The 22,888-nt window shown below is 73.4% G+C and carries 23 protein-coding genes; 15 read left to right on the top strand and 8 right to left on the bottom strand.

The window, feature by feature from the left end:
* Nucleotides 1–33: 33 nt before the first annotated feature.
* Nucleotides 34–240, bottom strand: a complete 207-nt coding sequence (locus tag ACFV04_RS16720) for a DUF397 domain-containing protein (RefSeq protein WP_380529731.1) — start codon at nucleotides 238–240, stop codon at nucleotides 34–36.
* Complete coding sequence (locus tag ACFV04_RS16715) at nucleotides 225–1,067, bottom strand: helix-turn-helix transcriptional regulator (protein ID WP_380529729.1); 843 nt, start codon at nucleotides 1,065–1,067, stop codon at nucleotides 225–227. The genes ACFV04_RS16720 and ACFV04_RS16715 overlap by 16 nt, the downstream gene beginning before the upstream one ends.
* 119 nt (nucleotides 1,068–1,186) lie before the next feature.
* Between ACFV04_RS16715 and ACFV04_RS16710 the strand changes: the two genes are divergently transcribed.
* The 4 genes from ACFV04_RS16710 (at nucleotide 1,187) to ACFV04_RS16695 (ending at nucleotide 4,070) form a co-directional block, all read left to right on the top strand.
* A complete protein-coding gene (locus ACFV04_RS16710) occupies nucleotides 1,187–1,384 on the top strand; it encodes a hypothetical protein (RefSeq protein WP_380529727.1) in 198 nt (65 codons plus the stop codon).
* Nucleotides 1,385–1,386: 2 nt separating this feature from the next.
* Nucleotides 1,387–1,635, top strand: coding sequence for a hypothetical protein (locus ACFV04_RS16705; protein WP_380349485.1), 249 nt, complete (start codon nucleotides 1,387–1,389; stop codon nucleotides 1,633–1,635).
* A gap of 36 nt (nucleotides 1,636–1,671) precedes the next feature.
* Nucleotides 1,672–2,139, top strand: coding sequence for an NUDIX domain-containing protein (locus tag ACFV04_RS16700; protein ID WP_380529725.1), 468 nt, complete (start codon nucleotides 1,672–1,674; stop codon nucleotides 2,137–2,139).
* 248 nt (nucleotides 2,140–2,387) lie between these two features.
* Nucleotides 2,388–4,070, top strand: a complete 1,683-nt coding sequence (locus tag ACFV04_RS16695) for a CocE/NonD family hydrolase (RefSeq protein ID WP_380529723.1) — start codon at nucleotides 2,388–2,390, stop codon at nucleotides 4,068–4,070.
* Nucleotides 4,071–4,301: 231 nt separating this feature from the next.
* Here the strand turns inward: ACFV04_RS16695 and ACFV04_RS16690 are convergent, their stop codons facing one another.
* Nucleotides 4,302–5,228, bottom strand: a complete 927-nt coding sequence (locus ACFV04_RS16690) for an NADP-dependent oxidoreductase (protein WP_380529721.1) — start codon at nucleotides 5,226–5,228, stop codon at nucleotides 4,302–4,304.
* 155 nt (nucleotides 5,229–5,383) lie between these two features.
* On the opposite strand from ACFV04_RS16690, the gene ACFV04_RS16685 reads away from it, so the two are divergent.
* Nucleotides 5,384–6,064 carry a TetR/AcrR family transcriptional regulator gene (locus ACFV04_RS16685; protein ID WP_380529719.1) on the top strand — a complete coding sequence of 227 codons (681 nt, stop codon included), beginning with the start codon at nucleotides 5,384–5,386 and terminating at the stop codon, nucleotides 6,062–6,064.
* Between the two features lie 42 nt (nucleotides 6,065–6,106).
* Here ACFV04_RS16685 and ACFV04_RS16680 read toward each other — a convergent pair whose 3' ends face one another.
* On the bottom strand, nucleotides 6,107–7,315 hold the full coding sequence (locus ACFV04_RS16680; RefSeq protein ID WP_380529716.1) for a serine hydrolase domain-containing protein: 1,209 nt from the start codon (nucleotides 7,313–7,315) through the stop codon (nucleotides 6,107–6,109).
* A gap of 209 nt (nucleotides 7,316–7,524) precedes the next feature.
* Here ACFV04_RS16680 and ACFV04_RS16675 point away from each other — a divergent pair, with 209 nt between their 5' ends.
* A complete protein-coding gene (locus tag ACFV04_RS16675; protein WP_380529714.1) occupies nucleotides 7,525–8,127 on the top strand; it encodes a DUF2306 domain-containing protein in 603 nt (200 codons plus the stop codon).
* A 51-nt stretch (nucleotides 8,128–8,178) separates the two neighbouring features.
* Here the strand turns inward: ACFV04_RS16675 and ACFV04_RS16670 are convergent, their stop codons facing one another.
* The gene (locus ACFV04_RS16670) at nucleotides 8,179–8,913 is read right to left on the bottom strand and encodes a MarR family transcriptional regulator (protein ID WP_380348462.1); all 735 of its coding nucleotides are present in this window, start codon (nucleotides 8,911–8,913) and stop codon (nucleotides 8,179–8,181) included.
* A 252-nt stretch (nucleotides 8,914–9,165) separates the two neighbouring features.
* On the opposite strand from ACFV04_RS16670, the gene ACFV04_RS16665 reads away from it, so the two are divergent.
* Nucleotides 9,166–10,281 (top strand): serine hydrolase domain-containing protein, encoded by a 1,116-nt coding sequence (locus ACFV04_RS16665; protein WP_380529712.1) that lies wholly within the window; start codon nucleotides 9,166–9,168, stop codon nucleotides 10,279–10,281.
* A gap of 57 nt (nucleotides 10,282–10,338) precedes the next feature.
* On the opposite strand, the gene sigJ is transcribed toward ACFV04_RS16665, so the two are convergent.
* Complete coding sequence (gene sigJ / locus ACFV04_RS16660; protein ID WP_380529710.1) at nucleotides 10,339–11,331, bottom strand: RNA polymerase sigma factor SigJ; 993 nt, start codon at nucleotides 11,329–11,331, stop codon at nucleotides 10,339–10,341.
* A gap of 126 nt (nucleotides 11,332–11,457) precedes the next feature.
* Here sigJ and ACFV04_RS16655 point away from each other — a divergent pair, with 126 nt between their 5' ends.
* From ACFV04_RS16655 to ACFV04_RS16645, 3 genes are all read left to right on the top strand, one after another.
* Entirely contained in the window at nucleotides 11,458–11,934 is a 477-nt protein-coding gene (locus ACFV04_RS16655) for a carboxymuconolactone decarboxylase family protein (protein WP_360254880.1), read from the top strand.
* Nucleotides 11,935–11,987: 53 nt separating this feature from the next.
* Nucleotides 11,988–12,374 (top strand): DoxX family protein, encoded by a 387-nt coding sequence (locus tag ACFV04_RS16650; RefSeq protein ID WP_380348467.1) that lies wholly within the window; start codon nucleotides 11,988–11,990, stop codon nucleotides 12,372–12,374.
* Between the two features lie 190 nt (nucleotides 12,375–12,564).
* Nucleotides 12,565–13,086, top strand: coding sequence for a SixA phosphatase family protein (locus tag ACFV04_RS16645; protein WP_380529707.1), 522 nt, complete (start codon nucleotides 12,565–12,567; stop codon nucleotides 13,084–13,086).
* A gap of 171 nt (nucleotides 13,087–13,257) precedes the next feature.
* Here ACFV04_RS16645 and ACFV04_RS16640 read toward each other — a convergent pair whose 3' ends face one another.
* On the bottom strand, nucleotides 13,258–13,827 hold the full coding sequence (locus ACFV04_RS16640) for a PadR family transcriptional regulator (RefSeq protein ID WP_380529705.1): 570 nt from the start codon (nucleotides 13,825–13,827) through the stop codon (nucleotides 13,258–13,260).
* A 128-nt stretch (nucleotides 13,828–13,955) separates the two neighbouring features.
* Between ACFV04_RS16640 and ACFV04_RS16635 the strand changes: the two genes are divergently transcribed.
* The 4 genes from ACFV04_RS16635 to ACFV04_RS16620 all read left to right on the top strand — a co-directional run bounded on the left by ACFV04_RS16635 (nucleotide 13,956) and on the right by ACFV04_RS16620 (nucleotide 17,683).
* A complete protein-coding gene (locus ACFV04_RS16635) occupies nucleotides 13,956–14,426 on the top strand; it encodes a nuclear transport factor 2 family protein (protein WP_380529703.1) in 471 nt (156 codons plus the stop codon).
* A gap of 194 nt (nucleotides 14,427–14,620) precedes the next feature.
* Nucleotides 14,621–15,259 carry a hypothetical protein gene (locus ACFV04_RS16630; RefSeq protein WP_380348474.1) on the top strand — a complete coding sequence of 213 codons (639 nt, stop codon included), beginning with the start codon at nucleotides 14,621–14,623 and terminating at the stop codon, nucleotides 15,257–15,259.
* A 196-nt stretch (nucleotides 15,260–15,455) separates the two neighbouring features.
* Complete coding sequence (locus tag ACFV04_RS16625) at nucleotides 15,456–15,923, top strand: hypothetical protein (protein WP_380529701.1); 468 nt, start codon at nucleotides 15,456–15,458, stop codon at nucleotides 15,921–15,923.
* A 71-nt stretch (nucleotides 15,924–15,994) separates the two neighbouring features.
* Nucleotides 15,995–17,683: a hypothetical protein gene (locus ACFV04_RS16620; protein WP_380529699.1), complete on the top strand. Its 1,689-nt coding sequence runs from the start codon at nucleotides 15,995–15,997 to the stop codon at nucleotides 17,681–17,683.
* A 73-nt stretch (nucleotides 17,684–17,756) separates the two neighbouring features.
* On the opposite strand, the gene ACFV04_RS16615 is transcribed toward ACFV04_RS16620, so the two are convergent.
* Complete coding sequence (locus tag ACFV04_RS16615; RefSeq protein ID WP_380529698.1) at nucleotides 17,757–18,350, bottom strand: histone deacetylase; 594 nt, start codon at nucleotides 18,348–18,350, stop codon at nucleotides 17,757–17,759.
* 537 nt (nucleotides 18,351–18,887) lie between these two features.
* Here ACFV04_RS16615 and ACFV04_RS16610 point away from each other — a divergent pair.
* Entirely contained in the window at nucleotides 18,888–22,871 is a 3,984-nt protein-coding gene (locus ACFV04_RS16610; RefSeq protein ID WP_380529696.1) for a Pls/PosA family non-ribosomal peptide synthetase, read from the top strand.
* Nucleotides 22,872–22,888 lie beyond the last annotated feature (17 nt).

Genomic DNA, 22,888 nt, shown 5'->3' with positions numbered 1-22,888 from the left:
GACGGGCAAGGGGATATCGGCCCGTGGACCTGCTCAGCGGGCGTCGAACTCCCCGTTGCGGACGGCGGTGACGAAGGACCGCCAGGCGGGGGAGGAGAAGACGAGTGCGGGGCCGGAGGGGTCCTTGGAGTCGCGCACGGGCATGACGCCGGCGAAGCCGTCGGCGACCTCGACGCAGGTGCCGCCGCTGCCGCTGTACGAACTCTTCCGCCAGTTGGCGTCAGTCAGGTCGACATCCATTCAAGGTCCCTCCGTACAGCGCGGATCATGGCTACCGAATCGGTCTGGCCCAAGGCCTCAACCACGAGCCGATCGTAGTCGCTGGCCAATGCTGTGATCGCGTCAGCGTCCCGATCGAGGTAGCCGCGCTGCTCGGTCTCGCCGTAAGAGAGCACTCTGCGGTCGGGCATGGTAAGGAGGTGCACCAGCCGAGTGAACGGCCTGTCCTCGCCCAGTGAAAACGGTGCCACCTGGATGATGACCTTGGGTCGCTTGGCCATTTCCTCAAGGTGGATCAGCTGTTCGACCATGACGTCTCGACCTCCGATCGGCCGCCTGAGGCAGCTCTCGTCGATCACGGCGTGCAGAAGCGGTGGCGACGCGCGGTCGTAGATGTGCTGCCGGGCGAGCAGGAACTCGATTCGCTCGTGGGCCTGTTCTGGCGTGACAGTGCCGCGCCGAAGGTTGCCCTGTTCCCATGCGACTGCGTAGGCCCGTGTCTGCAGTAGTCCAGGGACAACGTTGATCTCGAAGAGCTTGATCTTCTCCGCAGTGGCCTCGTAGTTGGCGTACTCGGGGAAGCCCGGTACCAAGGCTGTGTGCTTGGCCTGGAAGTACATCAGCATCAAAGTCCCGCCGGTCTCCAGGACTTCGTCGGCCTTGGCAACAAATTTCTTACTCGGTGGTCGACGCGCAAGTTCGATGAAGGAGACGTACGACGCACTGACTCCACACTTGCGGGCGAGCTGGAACTGCTTGAGGCCCTTTGCCCTGCGTGAGTTGCGGAGTTGGACGGCAAAGGGCGCCCAGGGACCTGACTCCGGGTCGACGTCCTTGATGTTCACCATGACTGCTCCAAGTTCACTGTGGCCGCAGAGTCAAGTTGTTTGGGCTTCCGATGCTAGGTGACGCGGGGCCACCATATGCACAGAACGTGAAACTCCGATCGCAGAGGGTTCCCCTTCCCATGCCCCACGACGAATCCCCCCGCTTCGACGGCTACGGCGTCCGGTTCGACCGCGCGGCCCGCCGCTACCTGGTCCGCAACGAGATCGACGGCGTGTGGCTGCGTCAGCCCACCGGCGAGTTGAAGGAGTTCGCCTTCTTCTCCGACGCCTACAGCGCCTGGCGGGTCTTCGAGGTCCACAAGCGGCCGGGGGAGTGAGCGTGCCTTCGCCCCTGTCCCGCGCGACCGCCGAGCAGCGCCGGCAGGCCGCCGGCGTCCTGGACGACCTGACCGCGGTTTTGGCCCTCGGCGGCGTGACGTTGCCCTCCGTCGAGGTGGACTGGCACTACGGCCGCCTCACCGGCAGCTACCTGATCGACCTCGGCCGGGCCCGCCCGCTCGATCTGTTGCGCATCGTCGACCTGCTCCGCAAGGGGCTGCGCCACGAGCGCCTGACCCGCGACGACTGAACGACCGAACTCCTCGCCCGCAGGAAGTGACCCCTGATGCGTGACCCTCGCCTCCTCGCCAAGCCGCCGGTGTGCCGGCTGGGCTGTCTCGTTCTCGTGCGCAACCGGCGCGGGGGCGTGCTGCTGGTCGACCCGGACTACATGGACGGCATGATCCTGCCGGGCGGCGCCGCGAAACCGAACGAGCCGCCGCACGTCGCGGCGGCGAGGCACCTGCACGCCGAGACCGGCCTGCACCTGCGCCTGAGCGGTGTCGTCGCGGTCGACTTCACCCCCGCCGACCGCTACCTGGAACGCCTCAACCTCGTGTTCGACGGCGGCGCCGTGCGCGACGACGCCCGGCTGAGCGTCCCGCCGCAGCACCGAAGCGGCCTGCTCGGCGCCCGCTTCGTCCCGGTGAACGACCTGCCGCACTGCACGGCCCCCGCCCAGTTCGCCCGCATCACCGAGGCGTTGGCGGGCTGCGCCCTGCCCGTCCTCCTGCACGGCCAGCGCGCGGCCTGACTGCGACAGCCAGGGCCCGCCCGGCGCACGGGGCCGGGCGGGCCCCGGCCGGGTGACTCGACTTCGGTGGCAGTGGTGAAAGCACCGGCTGCCGGCCCAACTTGTTCGCGCCGGGAGGTTTAAGTGGCGCCGATCGCTCGTTCGAGTGATCGGTGCCAGTCGGTACACCGTGGTGATCGCAACGGATGGAGCATGGCGCTGACACTTCGTCACTTCCTCCTCCGTGAAAGGCGTTCACCGTCATGCCGATGGACAGCTCCCCGGACAGCCCGTTCACGCTCAACGCCGACGACCTCGCCAGGCTGGAGGGGATCCGTGAGGCGCTGCTGGACCCGTCGCCGCGCCGGATCGGCCGCCTCGACCAGTGGGGCCTGGCCGACACCTACGAGACGTACGCGGAGGTCGCCGCATACCGCGAGCTCTCGATCGCCATGGCGGACGGGACGATGCTCGACGCGGCGCTGAGCGTCCCGCGCAACCTCGCGCCCGGGCAGACCTGTCCGGCGGTCGTCCTGCCCGCCCCGCTGATCAACATCGGGCACCGGGCCTACCTCGGCATGTTCCCGCGCTGGGCGCTCGGCGGCTACGCCGTCCTGGCGTACAGCCAGCGCGGCCTGGCCGCCTCCGGGGGCGAGATCCACGTCGCCGGACCGCAGGACGTGGCCGACGCCACCGAGGTCATCGACGCGCTGGTCCAGATCGACGGCGTCGACCCCGAGCGGATCGGCTTCTTCGGCTCCTCCTACGGCGCCGGGACGAGCCTGCTGGCGGCCGCGAAGGACCGCCGGGTCAAGGTGGTGGCCGGCACCAGCGCCTGGGGCGACCTGTTCGCCTCGCTGTACGAGAACGGCACCCGCCACCTGAAGGCCTTCGAGGCCCTCGTCCAGCTCTTCGGCGAGGAGCGCTGCTCGAAGGAGTTCCGCCGCGTCATCGAGAAGATCCGCAACAACGCCATCGACGACGAGGTCCGGGACTTCGCGGCGGTGCGCTCGCCCCGCACCCACCTCGACGCGTACAACGACAACGCGACGCCGATCCTGCTGACCACCGCCTGGCACGAGACGATCTTCTCGGTGCCCGCCGTCGTCGACCTCTTCAGCAGCCTGACGGGGCCCAAGTCGCTGCTCGTCCAGGTCGGCGACCACGGCAACGGCGAACTCCCCGGCCTGGCCGGCCTCCTCTCCAAGCCCACCGAGACGGCCTACCGCTGGCTGGACCACCACCTCGGCGGCAGCGCCGGCGACGGACGCGAGCCCCGCTTCGGCGTCCGCTCGGAGTACATGCACAACCTGCTGTCCGACCTCTTCCACGAGGACTGGGCGAGCTACGCCCTGCCGAGCAAGCGGTTCCACCTGGCCGGCCCGGCGGCGGGCCAGGGAGACGCGCAGCTGGCCGAGGGCGCGCCGCAGTCGGGCTGGTCCCGCTCCCTCAAGGCCACCGGCCGGGACACCGCGGTCGTCGTCGCCCCGAAGCTGGTGCAGACCGGCCTGGCCGAGCGCATGGGCCTGCCCCACGTCTACAAGACCGCCGAGGTCGACCGCGACCTCGCCGCGATCTGGACCACCGAGCCGTTCCCGCAGCCGGTGCGCGTCCAGGGCGGCCTGGAGGTGCGGGTGACGGTGAAGCCGCGGGCGATGGACGCCACGATCGTGGCGTACCTGTTGGACTGCGACCCGGCCACCGGCAAGGGCCACATCATCACCCACGCGCCCTGCACCGTCACCAACCAGCAGGCCGGGCAGGCCACCACCGTGACCTTCGCCCTCCAGCCCGCCCACTACGTCCTGGCCAGGGGCCGCCGGCTCCAGCTGGTCATCGGCACCCACGACCCGTTCTTCTCCGACGCCAACTCGACCCCGACCACCGTCGAGATCACCTCTCCGGAGGGCGCCGAGTCCTACCTCGACATCCCGCTCGGCACCGTCGACTGACACCGGCACGCCGCAGGCGGGGCCGCCCTGGCAGCACACCGGGCGGCCCCGCCGTCCTTTCCGTGCGGCCCAACGTGCCGCCCGACGTGCGGCCCGAACTCCCCAGCGCAGCACGGGACGTCGGCCCGGCCGACGTCCCGTGCTCCGCCCGTCCCGGGGCTACTCCATCGCGGCTCCTGCGGCTCCTGCGGTGCCTGCGGTGCCTGCGCGACGAGGGCGCCGTCCGCCGGGTCAGGGCACGGTCATGACGATCTTGCCGCGCGCGTGGCCGGTGGCGCTGGCGTCATGAGCCGTGGCGGCCTCCTTCAGCGGGAACACCGCGTGCAGCGGGACGGTGAGGCGGCCGCGGTCGGCGAGGTCGGCCGCCAGTGGCAGTCCCGCCCAGCCCGGCGACTCTCCCGCCTCGGAGCGGAGGTACCGCACCCCGTGCCGGTCGGCGTCGAAGTCCGCGATGGTCGCCACCCGGTGCGGGTCGCCGGCGATGGCCACCAGGTCGGCAAGGGAGCCCTTGCCGGCCGCGTCCAGAACGACGTCGACACCGAGCGGGGCCAGGGGAGCAAGGCGATCGGCCAGCCCCGCCCCGTAGGTGACCGGTACGACGCCGAGCTGTGCGAGGAAGCCGTGATTGCCCTCGCTCGCGGTGCCGATCACGGTGAGGCCGCGGGCCCGGGCGAGTTGTGCGGTGATGGTGCCGACGCCGCCGGCGGCACCGTCGATCAACAAGGTCATGCCCTCGGCGGCTTCCAGGGCCTCCAGGACGCGCGTGGCCGTGTCGATGTTGCCCGCGGCGCCACCCGCTTCCTCGAAGGACCACGACCGGGGCTTGGGCGCCCAAGCCTCCAGCACGGCGTACTGGGCCGCGGCGCCTCCCAGGTCCGCGAAGGGGACGAGACCGAAGACCGCGTCCCCCACGGCGGTGCCGGTCACCCCTTCTCCCACCTCGTCGACGATTCCCGCGGCATCCATGCCGGGTGTGTGGGGGAAGTCCACGGTGACGATGTCCCGCAGCAACCCCGAACGCAGGTACCAGTCGGCAGGGGTGACGCCGGTGGCCCGCACCGCGATGCGGACCTGGCCGGGCGCGGCGTGCGGCTCTTCGACCTCCTCGACGCCGAGGACCTCGGAACCGCCGTAGCGGTGATACCGGACAGCAAACACGGACAACCTCCGTACACACAGGGGCACGTCGTTCGGCGGAAGAGCCGACGGCCGCTCACCTCTGCGGCGGAGAGGGGACAGCGGGACGCCGCGGCACCGGATCACGCTAACCCGCTGAACGGCCGACCTCCTCCGTCGGTGATTAAGTGGGAGACATGCCTGCCCGACCGTCTCGGAACACGCCGCCCGCCGCCTCCGGAGCCTCCGCCCCGGGGCAGAGAGCCGACGCCCGGCACAACCGCGCCCGGCTCCTCCAGGCCGCCCGCGAGGCGTACGCCCTCGACGGCACCGACGTGTCCTCCGGCGCGATCGCCCGCAGGGCGGGCGTGGGTGCCGCCACCCTCTACCGGCACTTCCCGACACGAGACTCGCTGATCGCCGCCGCGTTCTCCGAACGGCTCGGCCAGTGCGTCGCAGTCCTCGACGAGGCCCTTCAGGACGACGATCCCTGGCGCGGACTCCGCACCGTCCTCACCACGGTGAGCACGATGCAGGTCCGGGACCGCGGGTTCAGCGCCGCGTTCCTCTCCCGCTTCCCCGACGCGCCCGACGTCCGTCGTGAGCGGGCCCGCGCCGAGGCGGGCCTCGCCCGGCTGGTGCAGCGAGCGAAGGACACCGGACAGCTGCGCAAGGACTTCGACCCCAGCGACGTCACCCTTCTGCTCCTGGCCAACGAAGGCGTCCTGCGCGAGTCCCCGGCGGCCTCCACGGCCGCATCCCGCCGCCTGCTCGCGTACTTCCTCCAGTCCTGCCTGCCAACGGACGGCCCACCCCTGCCCCGGCCCGCGCCACTGCGCCTCGACGACCTCTACCGGCCACCGCATCGGACGGGGTGACCGCCGGCGTCCGCCCGGGGTCGGCCGACCGCCGGCGGGCGGTCAGTCACCCGCGCACAGCGCGTGCTCGATCAGGGCGCCGGCCGCCTTCTCCTGTTCCACGATGTGGTCCAGGGAGTCGCCGTGCGCCTCCGACATGGAGACCACCGCGCTGCGCCGGCCGTCCGCGGTGACGCCGTTGAGGGTGATGTAGCCGCCGTCCCCGCCCTCGTGGCTCCAGTACGACCCCTTCCTGCCTCCGCAGTCCAGCGGGATCTCGACCAGGCCCAGCCCGTACCGGGTGCCGGCGGGCCACATCGCGGCGGCCTGCGGGTTCCCGGAGACGTCGACCCCGTCCTTCATCGCGGCCAGCTGACGGGCCGGCAGCAGGCGGCCCGAGAGCAGGGCGCGGAAGAAGGTGTTCTCGTCCTGCGTGGTGGTGACCCACGACAGTTCGGTGGACACCGGGATCTGCACGGTGACGTCCTTCTCGGCGCCGGGGCCGTAGAACTCGTAGGCGCGGGCGTGCGGTCGGGGCAGGGTGGGCGAGGTGCCCGTCCACCGGGTCTGCCGGAGGCCGAGCGGGCGCAGGACGCGGTCCTCGATCTCCTGGTGGGAGGGGCGGCCGGTGGCCCGTTCGATGATCATGCCGAGCATGACGTAGCCGGTGTTGGAGTAGCTCCAGCCCGTGGCGGGCTCCTGGGCCATGGCGCGGGTGACCAACTCCTCGGAGCTGTAGGTGAGGAAGCGCTGGTGGTCGTACTCGTCCGCGGTGCGGTACCCGGGCAGGCCGGCGTCGGAGATGCCGCCGGTGTGCCGCAGCAGGTCGCGGATGGTGATCCGGGCGGGGTCGTAGGCCGTGCCCCAGGCCACGTCCGGCAGCCAGCGGCCGACCGGGTCGTCCAGGGACAGCCGGCCCTCGGCCTCCAGCTGCAGGACCACGGTGGCGACCAGCGTCTTGGCCGTGCTGGCCATGCGGAAGTAGCCGTCGGGCGACACCGGGCGGCCGGTGCGCAGGTCGGCGGTGCCGGCGGTGGCGACCGCCTGGCGGCCGTCGGGTGCGACGGTGCGGGCCTGCACGCCGCTGATCCCCAGGGCGTGGATCGCCGCCACGTCCTGGCGTAGCCGCTGAACGGTGGACGGCGCGGTGGAAGGCGCCGTGGACGATGCGGGAGCGGAGGCGGGCCGGGCGACGGCGGTGGCCGCGTTCGCGGCGAGCAGCGCGGCGACGGTGGCCGCCACGGCGAGGTGCTTTCGGTGATTCGACGTCATGTCCGGACGCTAACCAGGTCCGGCCCGCACCGGGGCGTGCTCGGGATCACCTCAGGGAGGATTGGGGGGACAGCCTCATGGCGCGGACCGCGGTGGTGCGCAAAAGCCTCCAACTCCCTTTTCTGCCAAGGAAAATGAGGGTTCTTTCGGGGATTCCTCTCGGGGTTGGCCCTGATGCCGGCCGGGTTGCCGCGCCCGACACTTCGGGCATGCGCATCACTCGGGCCGGCTGGGCCCTCATGACGGTGTCGTCCACGCTGATCGTCCTGCTCGCCGCGCGCTACGCGGGCTTCGACCCGGAGGTGTTCTTCAGCAATCAGCGCGCCACCTACCTGGCGCACGAACTCCCGCTCGGCATCCACATATCCGGCGCGGCGGTGGCGCTCGCGGTCGGGCCGTGGCAGTTCGCGGCCCGGTTGCGGGAGCGGTGGCCCCGTCGGCACCGCCGCGTCGGCGTCGTCTACCTGCTGGGCTGCCTGGTCGGCGGGATCGGCGCGCTGCTGCTGGCGCCGGTCGCCTACGGGGGGCCGGTCGCCCGGCTCGGCTTCGCCTGCCTGGGCGTGGCCTGGCTGGTCACCGGCGGCATCGGCCTGCGGATGATCCTGCGACGCCGGATCGAGGACCACCGCCGCTGGATGGTCCGCAGCTTCGCGCTCACCTTCGCCGCGGTCACGCTGCGGCTGATGCTGGTCACCGCCCAGGCGGCGGACCTGGACTTCCGCACCTCGTACACGGTGGTCGCCTGGCTGTGCTGGGTCCCCAACCTCCTCGTGGCGTGCTGGTTCACCCGCCTGCGCCCCGGCGGGCGGTGAACCCGCCGCCCGGGGCCGGTCGCCACCGGCCCCGGGCGGTCCGACGGTCGCTCAGGAACGGCCGTCCGGGGCGGGTACGGGCTTCGTGTGGAGGATGTCGCGGGCCTGGTCGGCGGCGCGGGCGATGTTCTCGGAGACGAAGTCGACGAAGCGGGCGATGTTCTCCAGCCGGGCGGCGGCCTGGGTGCCGGGGCCGAGGACGCTCACGCCCTCCCGGGCGATCCGGGCGAGTTCGGCGGTGCCGCGGGCGCCGGCCATCGTGGACTGGTACATGACGTCGTCGTCGACGATGTAGCGCTCGCGGCGGCGTTCGTCGCGTTCGCGGCGGATCAGGCCCTGGCTTTCGAGGAACGCGACCGCCTTGGAGACGGACGCCGGGCTGACCCGGAGGCGGTCGGCGAGTTCGGCGGCGGTGAGGCTGGCGCTGTCGGTGGTGTACAGGGCGGCCAGCACCCGGGCCGTCATCGTGGGCAGGCCCTGGCCCATGAAGACGGTGGTGAACGTCTCCTCGTACGCGCGGACGGCTTCGGCGTCGCGGCCGTGCGTCTGCGGGGGCGTGCCGGGCGGGCGGGGCGCGGCCTTCTTGCGGCGGTGGGCGCGGTGTTCGGTGGCCCGGTGGGCGAGGTCGGCGCGGTAGCCGGTGGGGCCGCCGTTGCGCATGACCTCGCGGGTGACGGTCGAGGTCGGGCGGTCGAGGCGCCGGGCGATCTCCGCGTAGGCGAGGCTGTCGGCCAGTCCCAGCGCGATCTGCTGGCGTTCCTGCTGGGTGAGTCTGCCTCCGGGCATCGCGCGCTCGCTCTCCTTCGTGGGCCGTGGGTGCCGTCACCATAGCGTTCACTCTCGATCCAGTGCAACGAAAGGCTTGCTGTTGTTGCGTTAGATCTCCAGCCGTTGCAATGATTTAACGTCACCCACCTGCACTTATGCAGATTTCCCGCAACGGTTCCGTTGCTGGGTCCATGAACGCAACGTAGCGTTTCCGTTGTCAGAAAGACGGACGACGGATCACGGACAACGGACCCCGAGGAGCACACCACCATGACCACCACCCCCGCCGGCCAGGACCGCCCGCACCTGCAGAAGGCCATCGAGGAGATGGTCGGATCCGGATTCACCGGGGTGACGCTGCGCGTGCACGACGAGCAGGGCGCATGGGCCGGCACCGCCGGGGTGCGCGAGCTGGGCGACACCGCGAAGCCGCCCGTGGACGGGCACGTCCGGATCGGCAGCAACACCAAGACCTTCACCGCGGCCACGGCGCTGCGCCTGGTGGCCGAGGGCGCGATCGACCTGGACGCCCCGGTGGCCGACCACCTGCCCGAGTTCGGGCCGGACCCGAGGATCACGGCGCGGATGCTGCTGCAGCACACCAGCGGGGTGTTCAACTTCACCGGCGAGTACTACGAGGACGGGACGTTCGCGCCCGGGATCGCCGCCACCACCGCGGGCCGGGAATGGGTGGACAACCGCTTCGCGACCCACCGGCCCGAGGAACTGGTCCGGCTCGCCCTGTCCAGGCCGGCGCGGTTCGAGCCGGGAACGGACTGGAGCTACTCCAACACCAACTACGTGCTGGTCAGGCTGCTGATCGAGAAGGTCACCGGCCGCCCGCTCGCCGAGGAGATGCAGCGGCTGGTCCTCGGCCCGCTCGGGCTGACCGGCACCCTGCTGCCCGGCACCGACCCGGAGATCCCCGAGCCGTACGCCCACGCCTACTACCGCTACGAGGACGCCGGCCGCCACACCGTCGACGTCACCCGCCAGAACCCGTCCTGGATCTCCACCGGCGGCGACATGATCTCGACCACCCGGGACCTCCACACCTTCATCTCCGCCCTGACCGGCGGCACGCTCCTGCCCGCCCCGCTGCTGGCCGAGATGTGCACGCCGCACCCCAAGGCGGGCTACGGCCTGGGCGTGTTCGTGCAGGAGGTCGACGGCGGCGGCACCGTCATCACCCACAACGGCGGCATGGCCGGCCACGGGGCGCTGATGTACAGCACGCCCGACGGCCGCACGACCCTGACCGCCGCACTGAACTACGTCGACGACGCCGAACTGTCCCTGGCGGCGGCGTTCCAGCAAGCGGTGCACAGGCTCGTCGCCGAGGTCTTCGGCGGCGGCCGGGCCGGATCGGCCGCCGCCGGCCGGTAGGGCCCCGCCCGGCTTCCCGCCTCGCTTCCCGCTTCCGGTGCCCGCTTCCGGTGCCCGCTACCTGCGCGGCCGCAGGCCGAGGTCCGAGACCGGCCCGAGGTGGGCGAGCTTGTCGGGGTTGGACACCGAGTGGAACGCCCGGACGGCGCCGTCGGCGATGTCGAGCGCGATGACACCGGCGACGCGCCCCCGGGCGTCCAGCAGGACGGCGCCGGGACGGCCGTTGACCCGGGCGTAGCACCGGGAGATGCCGAGTGCGCGGTTGCGGCCGAAGCCGAACAGCAGCAGCTGGGCGACGCGCCGCAGACCGCTGACCGACCTGCCGACCGCCCTGGCCTTGCCGCCGCCGTCGCCGTGGAAGACGACGTCGGGCGCGAGCAGGTCGAGCAGTGCCTCCAGGTCCCCGCCCTCGGTGGCCGCGAAGAAGCGGCGGGCGAGCTCGTCACCCTCCGCGCGCCGCGCCGTGGCCCGCTCCCGGGCGGGCCGGCCGCCGGGGCCCGGGGCCAGGCGCCTGCGGGCCCGGGCGAAGATCTGACGGCAGTTCGCCTCGGACTTCCCGGTCATCTCCGCGACCTGCGGGTAGCCGTACCCGAACGCCTCGCGCAGCAGGAACACCGCCCGCTCGGCGGGGGAGAGCGCCTCCAGCATCAGCAGGAAGGCCATCGACAGGGTGTCGGCCAGCTCGGCGTGCTCGGCCGGGCCGCCGGGGCGGTCGGCGAACGCCACCACCGGCTCGGGCAGCCACTCGCCGACGTAGGTCTCGCGCCGCACCCGGGCCGACGCCAGGTGGTTGATGCCCAGCCGGGTGACCGTGGTGGCCAGGTACGCCTTCGGGTCGGCGACCTCGGTGCCGGCCCGGCCGGCCCGGGTCAGGCCGAGGAAGGCGTCCTGGACGAGGTCCTCGGCGTCGCCCACCGAACCGGTCATCCCGTAGGCGATGGAGAACAGCAGCGGCCGGTACCGGACCGCCTCCGCCACGCCCGCCTCCGCCCCTGCCGCCCTACCGTCCGCCGTCTCCGCCGTGCCCGCCGACTCCGCCGGTCCCGCCATGGATCCTCCTCCCCCCGGCGCCCGCCCCGTCCCCGGGTGGCGCGCGTCACATCCGGGCCCTGTCACAGTCCGGACGGCTGTCCTGTCTGAGAGGGCAGCAACGGACAACGTACCGAGGAGCACGCCATGGAAGCCCGCCTGAGCCCCTTCGCCAGCCCCGTCATGGGCAAGGTCTACAAGCACCTGATCGCCGCGAGCCAGGCCGTCACCGACGCGGTCCTGCCGTACGCCACCCAGGAGTTGGTGCGGCTGCGGGCCAGCCAGATCAACGGCTGCGGGTACTGCGTCGACATGCACTTCAAGGACGCCGTGCACGCCGGGGAGGAGGCGGCCCGGCTGAACCTGGTGGCGGTGTGGCGGGAGGCGACGGTGTTCACCGACGCCGAGCGGGCCGCCCTGGAGCTGGCCGAGCAGGGCACCCGGATCGCCGACGCGGCCGGCGGGGTCAGCGACGAGGCGTGGGAGAACGCGGCGAAGCACTACGACGAGGAGCAGCTCGCGGCGCTGGTCTGCGTGATCTCGGTGATCAACGCCTTCAATCGGGGCAACGTGATGACCCGTCAGCCCGCGGGCGGCTACGAGCACGGCCGGCACAGCCTCTGACCGGCCCGGCCCCGGCCCCCTTCGCACACCCGCACACCCGCAAGGAGATCGCCGTGAACGTCGCGTTGTGGATCGTCACCGCACTGCTGGCCGCCGTCTACCTGGCGGGCGGCGTTTTCAAGATGGCCGTGCCCCGGGCGAAGATCGCCGCCGCCGGGCGCAGCGGCAGATGGGTCGAGGACTTCGGCGCGGGCGCCGTGAAGGCCATCGGCGCGGTGGAGGTGCTGGCGGCGGTGGGGCTGGTCCTGCCCGCCGTGCTGGACATCGCGCCGGTGTTCGTGCCGCTGGCGGCCGTCGGACTGGTGCTGCTGATGGCAGGGGCGGCGGCGGTGCGGGCGCGGCGCCGGGAGTACGGGCTCGTGGCGGTGGACGCGGTCTACGTGCTGCTGGCGGCGTTCGTGGTGTGGGGGCGGCTGGGGCCGGAGTCGTTCCTCAACTGAGCGGGCGGGTGGAGCCGGTGGCGGGGCGACGGGCCGGGGCCGGTGGTCCGTCCCCCCGCACGGGTGAACCTCGCCGACCCGTACCGGTCACGGCGGCAGGTGCGGGACGGCCGACCGGCCGGGGCTGCCACGATCGTCGCTGTCGCGCCCGTGCGGGGAGGTCCCGCCGCGGGGGAGAGGGAGAAGCCCGATGCCCGAGGAACTGCCGCGCCGGATCGTCCTGATCCGCCACGCCAAGGCCGAGCATCCCGACGATGTGGACGACCACGAGCGCCCCCTCGCGGGGCGGGGCCGCAAGGACGCGCCGGTGCTCGGCCGCTGGCTCGCCGGTGCCGGTCTCACTCCCGACCTCGCGCTCGTCTCGGCCGCCCGGCGGACCCGGGAGACGTGGCGGCTCGTCGTCCCCGAACTGGCGGCCACCCCGAAGACCGTCTACGAGGAACGGCTGTACGGGGCCGGCCTCGGGGAACTCGTCGCGCTGCTCACCGAGGTGTCCGACGAGGTCCAGGACGTGGCCGTGGTCGGTCACAACCCCGGTGTCCACGCGCTGGCCGACGCCCTGGCCGGCGAGGCCGAGGGCGACCCGCTCGCGCGGATGAACCGTTCCGGCTTCCCGACGGCGGCGGCCGCGGTCCTGACGTTCCAGGGGAGTTGGAAGAGCGTCGAGCACGGTGTCGCCCGGCTGGTCGCCTTCTGGGCGCCCCACGCCTGACCCCCGCCCCCTGACCGTCCCCTGACCGTCCCCTGGCCTCCCTCGTGCCGCCCGGCCGTTCGCCGGGCGGCACCGGTGCGTTCGGGCGCGCCCGGCTGCGGTCAGCGGCGCGGCCCGGCGACCCGCCCGGCGGCCGGCCCCGTTCAGAGCGGCGGGCGCCGGCACGGGGGTTCAGTGCCCGGTGCGGGCGGCCCGCCGCTCACGCAGGACGGCGATCGCCTCCCGGCACCAGTCGCGGTTGCCGCGCTCGAAGGCCAGCCCGCGCAGGCAGGTCAGGTACGGGCCGATGCGCTCGCCCTCGCGCAGGTGGTCGGCCTCGCTGCGGCCGCCGCGCATGGCGTGCAGCATCCGCTCGAACAGGTCGACCTTGGCCTGCGCGAACTCGGCGCGCTCGGCGAGCTGTTCGAGGAGGACGGCGGGGTCGAGGCGGTCGGCGGCGCGGACCTTGACCATCAGGTCGTCGCGGACGAAGGACGGCTTGGCGGACGCCTCGGCGAAGGCCTCCAGTTCGGCGAGGCCCGCGTCGGTGACGTGGAAGAGGCGCTTGGTGGGCCGGTTGTCCTGGACGACCTCGCGCCCGGCGGCCAGCCCGTCCCGCTCCAGCCGGGCCAGCTCGGCGTACAGCTGCTGCGGCTGGGCGTACCAGAAGTTGGCCACGCCCAGGTCGAAGGCCTTGGCCAGTTCGTAGCCGCTGGTCTCGCCGTCCAGCAGCGCGGCCAGTACGGCGTGGCGCAGTGCCATCGTCGTCCGTCCTCCCCGTCCTGTCGCCCGGCTCCCTGTCGTGGAGTGCACCTGCCATGGTACTCATGAATCTGACCAGTCATATTCATGAGTACCCGAGTGTCCGACCGACCGAGGAGTGCGAGCCCATGACCGCCGCCGCCACTACCGCCAACGCTGCCGCCAACGCCGCCACCGCCGAGCGCTTCCGCACCGCCGTGCACCACCGCGACCTCGCCGCGCTGGACGACCTCTTCACCGACGACATCCGCTTCTACAGCCCGGTCAAGTTCACCCCCTTCGAGGGCAAGCCGATGGTGCTCGGCCTCTTCGGCGTGCTGCTGCGCACCTTCGAGGACTTCCGCTACGTCGGCGACCACACGGGCACGGCGCAGACGAGCACCGACGGCACCGAGGCGCCCACGGCGGTGCTGCTCTTCCGGGCGGTGGCCGGCGGCAAGGACATCCACGGCATCGACCTGCTGCACTTCGACGAGCAGGGCCGGATCAAGGAGTTCACCGTGATGGTCCGCCCGCAGTCCGCCGTGCAGGCGCTGGGGCAGGCGGTGCTGGCCGGGCTGGTCGCCGACGGCCTGGCGCCCGCGCCGCCGGCCGCCTGAGCCCGGAACGGTGCGGGCCCGGCGGTCTGAGCCTCCGCTGAGCTTTCGGGCCCCTCAACACATCTCCGGTACAAGGATGTTGCCGCTCGCGGACACATCCGCCCACCGGGTCGGGCATGATCCGGAACCCGGCACCCGGAACAACCCGGATCCCGGGATGCAGGGTGCGGGGGAAACGACGCGGGGGAGGCGTGATGAGGCGGACGGCGTGGGGCGGGTGCGCGGCGGCGGTGGTGCTGGCGCTGGGGGCGGTGGCCTGCACGGGGCAGGGGGGTGACGGGGCGCCACCCGTGTCGGCCCGGCCGTCGGCGACGGTGCAGCCGGTGGTGCTGCCCGAGCCCGCCTCGGCGTCCGCGCAGTGGATCGTGGACGAGCTGGCCGGGGCGCGCCGGAACACCCCGCGCTGCCCGGTCCCCTCGCTGGCGAACCTGGTCGTGCTGGGCGACGACGGCGGGGGCGACGCCGACGCGGCGTGGCTCGCGGACGACTCCTACGTGTGCCTCGCCTCGATCACCCGGGGCGACGCCGGGCTGTCCACGGCGATCATCGGTGACCGGATCGGCGTCTTCACGGCCATGCGGGAGGCGAAGATGATCGGCGTCCCCGAGCGGCTCTCCTTCTTCACGCTCTTCCCCGGCGACGTACGACCGGTCGTCCTCAGGGGCGACGACCGTGCCCTCTACGGCGACCTGCACCAGCGGGTGGTCGACCTCGGCGGCGGACGGGCGGTGACCGTCGTCCAGTACGCCTACGTCCACGCGGTGCCGGTCTCGGGGAGCGGCGACGGCGCGGTGTGCCCCTCCGGCACCGACCCGTGCCGCGACGCCCACTGAGCCCCGCCGGCGGTTCGTCCGGCCCGGACGACCGGACCGGATCCACCGTCACCGCCGAGGACGGCAGCCCCGGTCGCGGCTTCACCGGTCAAATCGCGAACTCCGCTGTGGCGCGGCGTCGTCGGGCCCTATGGTGATCCCCGGACGTGCCGGGGGGCCGGTCCGACCGGGATGCCGACGACGTTTGGGGGCGCGCATGGGCGAGTGGGACGGATTCCTGGTGGACGGCTACGGCGTGGAGGAGAGCAGCACCTCGCTCGCCCACTCCGAGACCGAAGCCGTCGTGGTCGAGGAGTACACGGAGAGCGCGTTCGCGGTCGAGACCGAGACCGACGGGCACGAGGTCCACGAGGTCCACGCGGTCGAGGTCGTCGAGGTCGTCGAGGTCGTGGAGGTGGCGGAGGTGGCGGAGGTGGTGGAGGTTTCGGAGGTCACCTTCGAGGCCTACCTCTCCGTGGCGGAGACCTACACCGCCGCGGGTTCCTACGAGTCCGGGACGTCCGACGGTCACACCGAGGAGGACGGCGGCCACTCCTCCGACGACAACGGCTTCACCCGCGACCACGGCTCGTCCCATGACGTCGACGCGGCGCACGACGGCGATCCGTTCCACGGCGGCGAGACGGCCCACGACACCGACGCGTCCTACGAGGACCTGATCTGACGCTGTCCCGGACATTCGGCGCCCGGCGCCGGACGGACCGATCCTCCCCGCCTGCCGCCACCGGAGGTGCCGTGCCCTCGATCACCCTGGACGCCGAACGCCGGATCGCGGCTGCGCCGGAGCGGGTCCGCAGCGCCGTGGCGGCGGTGCTCCACCGCTCCGGCTTCCAGCTCACCGCGGACCTCGCCACCGTCATCGAGGCCCACCGCGGCTCCGCCGTGCGGGCGGTGATGATGATGCCGGACCAGGTGCCGATCCTGGCGCGGATGAACGTGCTCCCCGATGCCGGGCCGCAGGCGGCGCTGGTCCGCGTGCACTTCTCCGACCGGGCGCTGTCCACCGTGATGGTGGGGGTGCAGGGACCCTTCCAGCAGGCGTTCCTGTCGATGCTCGCCGCCGTCGACGAGGCGCTCGCCGCCCTCGTCCCCGGGACGGCCGCCGAGGGGTTCCCCGCCCCGCACCTGTGGGCACGGCAACGCAGTTCGGACGTCGCCGAGCGCGGCCACGCCGCCGGCCAGCGCCTCGTCGACGGGGCCGCCTCGATGTTCTCCGGCCGCCTTTCGGGCGGGACGAGGAGCGGCGGCCCGGCGGGCTGGGCGGGCATCACCCACGTCCGGTTCGTCTCGGACGCGGGCCTGGTGGTGCTCGGCATGCCCGCCGTCGGCGCGCTGCTGGCGATCCCCGCGCTGATCGGTTCCGAGCGGGTGCCCGCGGGCGGGGCGCCCTCGCTGCCGGACGCGCTCAGGGCGAAGGTGTTCGATCTCGCCGCGCTGGTCGAGACCAGGCTCTCCCGGGGTGCCTACGGGGTCGAGACGGTGGAGGTCCCGGACGGCCACCGGCTCACCTTCCAGTTCCTGCACCAGCAGGCGGCGATCCGCTCCCGGCTGCCCGTGCGCACGCTGTGCGTGTGCCGCGACTGCAAGCACCCCAAGGTCGTCAACCTGGACCTGAAGCGGCTGCGGTCGAGGAACCGCAACCTCAAGATGCTGGTGTCCGTGCTCGGTGCGACCGCCGGGCGCAACGACCCCAACCCCTTCCAGGTCTTCAGCACCGTGTTCCGCCAGGCCAAGCTGGAACCCGACTTCATCTGCACCCGCTGCGAGAGCACCGAGGCCGACGAACGCCCCGTCACCTTCTGCCCGGCGTGCGGCGACCAGCGCGCGGAGGCCGTGCTCACCACCTGCGACAAGTGCGGGCACGACTTCCGCACCCCGTTCCGGGACGCGCGCATCTGGGACGAGACGCCGCCGGCGCCGCCGATGCCCCCGGTGCCGCCCCAGCCCGCGATGCCCCCTCAGCCCGCGGCGCCGCCCGCGCCCGCGACACCGCCGGTGCCAGTGCCGGTGCCCGCGCCCGCCGTGCCGCCGGTGCCTCCGCCTCCGCCGCCGACCCCGCCCGCGGAGCCGCCGGCCCCCGGGTTCGGGCCCCCACCGGCCCCCGGGTTCGGGCCCCCGCCCGCCCGGCACCCGGCACCGGCCGCACCCGTGTCCGTGCCCCCTCCGGTGCCGCCGTCCCACCGGCCGTCCCCGCCGTCCCAGCCGGTGCCGCCGCCGTCCCCGCCGTGGTCCTCCCCGCCCCCGGTCAACCCGTACGCGCAGCCCGCCGCGGCGCCGGGGCGCAACTGCGCGATCTGCGGCCTGCCGTACCCGGTGCTGTGGAACGTGCAGGTCCTGCGGGACGGGGCCCGGCAGCAGCTGGCGGTCTGTGCGACCACCGCGCGCTGCTCCCCGCCGTCCGCCACCGCGCCCGTCCGGGCCTGAGCGGGCGGGTGGCCGAGCCGATCCGGTGCCCGCCCTGCCCGGCTCGCTCCGGCGTGCGGCGCCCGGTGCCCGCTCACCCCAGCAGTGCCGCCACCGCGCGCGGGGTCCAGTGCCCGTCGGCGCCGGGGCGGGTGGCGAGGTAGCCGGCGGTGCGCCACGGCCCCCAGGCGTGGGACTCGGCCAGGCCGGCGCCCAGGGTGCGCAGGTAGGCGGCCGAGGGGGCGTTCAGTGCGGCGCCGGCCACGCCCCCGGGGGCGGTGAAGGTCAGCAGCGGGTGTCCGTCCAGCTCGCCGACGTGCAGCAGCGTCTCGTAGCGGCCCGGGCCGAGCTCGGCGCGGCCCTCGGCGAGGACCCGGGTGAGGTCGAGGTCGGCGCCGGGGGAGCGGCGCATCTCCTGGGCGGCGATGTCGCTGAACTGGCCGCCGGTCAGCAGGTAGGCCCGGCAGGGGGCGCCGCCGGGCACGGACGGGTCGTAGAAGGCCGAGCCGCCGCCCCAGGTCAGGGACCGGCCGGCGAAGTACAGGGTGCCCGGCAGCGAGGTCGCGACCGCGCGGCGCGCGGGGCTGCGGTTACGGCATCCGGGGTAGGTGTGCGCTCCGCCGTTGGGACGGCCGCCGTGCAGGTAGCAGGCGAGCCGGGCCGCGTGCAGGTTCGATCCGTACGCCACGTACCAGACGAGATCGCACGCATTCCGGCCGATGACACGCCCGTTCGGTAAAGGATTTCCCTCGTTTTCCTCAGGAAATGCCCTGGCGTCGTCCCCATTCCACAGCTTGCTCACAGGAAGCGCCCACGGTGAGGGGTGCGAGAGAATCCCACACGACCATGTGGGAGGCGTGAACGGGGTGATGATCCGACCAAAACCCCCCGATTCGGTAGCGCCCCCCTCACTACCGGTACCGTGCCCGACGCCATGGTGTTCATCACTCTTGCCTCTCCCGATACGTCGTTTCACTGCTCGGCGATTACGCTTCACCAGCGAAAACGCCCAAAAACACCGAAATGACATTCGAATCACGCCCTGCCGGCCCCATTCGGCATCGATGATGAGAATTTCCTTTGACCGCACCCCCGCTGCATCCAGCGGACTCCCAGCGGAGTCATGGTGGGTGGGCGCGCCCGCAGATGACCTCAGTGTCACCTCCCGTCACCCCCGACACAGCCCGTACGCGCCCCCCAGAACCGGAGCCGAGGAAACACCCCCATGGACGCACGCCACGACACGGCCGGCCCGGGCACGCTGCACCGCCCGCACCCGGGCCCCGCGGCCGGCTGGCCGGTGGCCCAGCCGGCCCACCCCCGCAGCCTGCTCGACGTCATCGCCGCCACCGCCGACGCCCACCCCGAGGCGACCGCGCTCGACACCGGCGACACCGTCCTCGGCTACCGCGCCCTGCTCCACGAGGTCGACGCCCTCGCCGGACAGCTGGCCGCCCACGGCATCGGCACCGGCGACCGCGTCGGCGTGCGCATCCCCTCCGGCACCGCCGACCTCTACGTCGCGGTCCTCGCCGTGCTGCGCTGCGGCGCCGCCTACGTCCCCGTGGACGCCGACGACCCCGACGAACGCGCCGAGATGATCTGGCAGGACGCCGCCGTCTGCGCCGTCATCGGCGCCGAACGCCGCCTCTACGCCGGACCCGCCGCCCGGCCCTCCGGCCGCCCCGCCTGGCCCACCCCCGCCGACGACGCCTGGATCATCTTCACCTCCGGCACCACCGGCCGCCCCAAGGGCGTCGCCGTCACCCACCGCAGCGCCGCCGCGTTCGTCGACGCCGAAGCCCGCATCTTCCTGCGCCGCCAGCCCCTCGGCCCGGGCGACCGCGTCCTCGCCGGCCTGTCCGTCGCCTTCGACGCCTCCTGCGAGGAGATGTGGCTGGCCTGGCGCCACGGCGCCTGCCTCGTCCCCGCCCCCCGCTCCCTCGTCAAGGCCGGCACCGACCTCGGCCCCTGGCTCGTCGAACGGCGCATCACCGCCATCTCCACCGTCCCCACCCTGCTCGCCCTGTGGCCGCAGGAATGCCTGGACGACGTGCGCCTGATCATCGTCGGCGGCGAGGCCTGCCCCGCCGAACTCGTCGACCGCCTCGCCACCCCCGGCCGCGAGTTCTGGAACACCTACGGCCCCACCGAGACCACCGTCGTCGCCACCGCCGCCCGCATGCTCCCCGGCCGGCCCGTGCGCATCGGCGCCCCCCTGGACGGCTGGGAGATCGCCGTCGTCGACCAGGCCGGGAACCCCGTCCCCTGGTACGAGACCGGCGAACTGCTCATCACCGGCGTCGGCACCGCCCGCTACCTCGACCCCGCCAAGGACGCCGAGAAGTTCGGCGCCCACCCCGCCCTCGCCTCCCCGCGCGTCTACCGAAGCGGCGACCTGGTCCGCAACGACCCCGACGGCCTGGTCTTCCTCGGCCGCGCCGACGACCAGATCAAACTCGGCGGCCGCCGCATCGAACTCGGCGAGATCGACGCCGCCCTCCAGGCCCTGCCGCACGTGGTGGCCGCGGCCGCCGCCGTCCGCAAGACCCCCGCCGGCGCCGACCTGCTCGTCGGCTACCTCGTCGCCCGGCCCGGCACCACCCCCGACCTCGCGGCCGCCCGCCGGCAACTCCTCGAACGCCTGCCCGCCCCGCTGGTTCCCGTCCTCGCCCTCGTCGACTCCCTGCCCACCCGCACCTCCGGCAAGGTCGACCGGAACGCCCTGCCCTGGCCGCTCGCCACCACCGGCGGCGCCGACCGCCCCGCCGAAACCCCCGACGGCACCGCCGGCTGGCTCGCCGGACACTGGGAACGCCTGCTCGGCATGGCCCCCGGCACCGGCGACGACTTCTTCGCCCTCGGCGGCTCCAGCCTCACCGCCGCCCGCCTCGTCTCCGACCTGCGCACCCGCCACAGCGGCGTCTCCGTCGCCGACCTGTACGCCCACCCCGTCCTCGGCGACCTCGCCGCCTACCTCGACACCCTCACCCCCGCCGCGGCCCCCGACCACACCACCGCCGCCCCCGCGCAGAACCGGCGCACCGTACGCCGCACCCCCCGCAGCGCCGCCCTGTGGCAGACCCTCCTGCTCCTCGGCATGTTCACCCTCTCCGGACTGCGCTGGATCCTCGTCCTCATCGCCCTCGACAACCTCACCGGCAACCACCTCACCTGGGCCCCGCACAGCTCCTGGTGGCCCGTCGCCGCCGGACTCGCCCTCCTCTACAGCGCCCCCGGCCGCACCCTGGTCGCCGCCGGCGGCGCCCGCGCCCTCACCGCCGGCATCCGCCCCGGCAGCCACCCCCGCGGCGGCCACGTCCACCTGCGGCTGTGGGCCGCCGAACGCTACACCGCCATGTTCGGCACCGCCGCCCTCGCCGGCACCCCCTGGGCCGTGCGCTACGCCCGCGCCCTCGGCTGCCGCGTCGGCCCCGGCGTGCGCCTGCACACCCTGCCCCCCGTCACCGGCCTCGCCCGCCTCGGCGCCCACAGCTCCCTCGAACCCGAAGCCGACCTCGCCGGCTGGTGGCTCGACGGCGACACCCTCCACCTCGGCCACGTCGAGGTCGGCGAAGGCGCCCGCGTCGGCCACCGCGCCACCCTCATGCCCGGCGCCCGCGTCGGCGCCCGCGCCGAGATCGCCCCCGGATCCTGCGTCACCGGCACCGTCCCGCCCGGCGAACACTGGCACGGCTCCCCGGCCCGCCCCAGCACCGAACCCCTCGCCGACTGGCCCGCCACCCCCGCCCGCGCCTCCCGCGCCTGGAACCTCGCCTACGGCGCCGGCTTCGCCCTCCTCGGCCTCGTCCCGATCATCTCCGCCCTGCCCGCCCTGGCCGTCGTCTACCCGATGATCGACACCGACCACACCCTCGCCGCCGCCCTCGTCCAGCTCCTGCCCGCCACCATCCCCCTCGCCGCCCTCACCCTCCTGTGCCACGCCGCGCTCATAGCGCTCCTCGTCCGCCTCCTCTCCCGCCCGCTGCGCCCCGGCTACCACCCCGCCGGCGGCCGCGTCGCCTTCTGCGCCTGGGCCGTCAGCCGACTCAGCGACACCGCCCGGCGCACCCTCTTCCCCTTCTACGCCGGCCTCTTCACCCCCGTGTGGCTGCGCCTGCTCGGCGCCCGCGTCGGACGCCGCGTCGAAGCCTCCACCGTCCTCGCCCTGCCCGGCCTGATGCGCGTCGACGACGGTGCCTTCCTCGCCGACGACACCCTCGTCGCCCCCTACGAACTGCGCGGCGGCTGGCTCCGCCTCGGGCCCTCCCGCATCGGGCGCCGCTCCTTCGTCGGCAACTCCGGCATCGTCGGCCCCGGCCGCCACCTGCCCGACAACTCCCTCGTCGGCGTCCTGTCCGACACCCCCGCCCACGCCCCCGAAGGCTCCTCCTGGCTCGGCCGCCCCGCCTTCGCCCTGCCCCGCGTCGCCGACGCCGGCGGCGAAGGCCGCACCTACGACCCGCCCCGGCGCCTGATGTGGGCCCGCGCCGGCGTCGAGGTCTGCCGCCTGCTGCCCGTCATCCTCGCCGCCCTGCTCGGCGACCTCGTCCTCGCCGTCCTGCAGGAACTGCGCGACGACTACGGCCTGGCCACCGCCCTCGCCGGCGCCGGACTCGTCCTCGCCGCCGCCGCCGTCATCGCCTGCGCCGTCACCACCGCCGCCAAATGGCTGCTCGTCGGACGCTTCCGCGTCGCCGAACACCCGCTGTGGTCCTCCTTCGTGTGGCGCAACGAGCTCTACGACACCTTCGTCGAGGAACTCGCCATGCCCTTCGGCGGCCACACCATCACCGGCACCCCCTACCTGAACGTGTGGCTGCGCAGCCTCGGCGCCCACATCGGACGCGGCGTGTGGTGCGAGACCCACTGGCTGCCCGAGAGCGACCTCGTCACCGTCGAAGCCGGCGCCAGCGTCAACCGCGGCACCGTCCTGCAGACCCACCTCTTCCACGACCGCGTCATGCGGCTGGGCCCCGTCCACCTCGGCGCCGGCTCCACCACCGGCCCGCACTCCATCGTCCTGCTCAACTCCTCCCTCGGCACCAACACCACCGTCGGACCCGCCTCCCTCGTCATGCGCGGCGAGAACGTCCCCGGCGCCACCCGCTGGCTCGGCAACCCCGTCGCCGCGTGGAACACCGACCCCACCCCGCCCGCCGGGCGCCGCGCCGGACGCGGCCGACGACGGGCCCCGGCCTCGGTGTGACGCAGGTCACCCCGTTC

The organism is Kitasatospora sp. NPDC059599 (assembly GCF_042735125.1).
Classification (GTDB): Bacteria; Actinomycetota; Actinomycetes; order Streptomycetales; family Streptomycetaceae; genus Kitasatospora.
The sequence above is the reverse complement of the archived record's forward strand: the minus strand, read 5'-3'. Positions and strand labels throughout refer to the sequence as shown.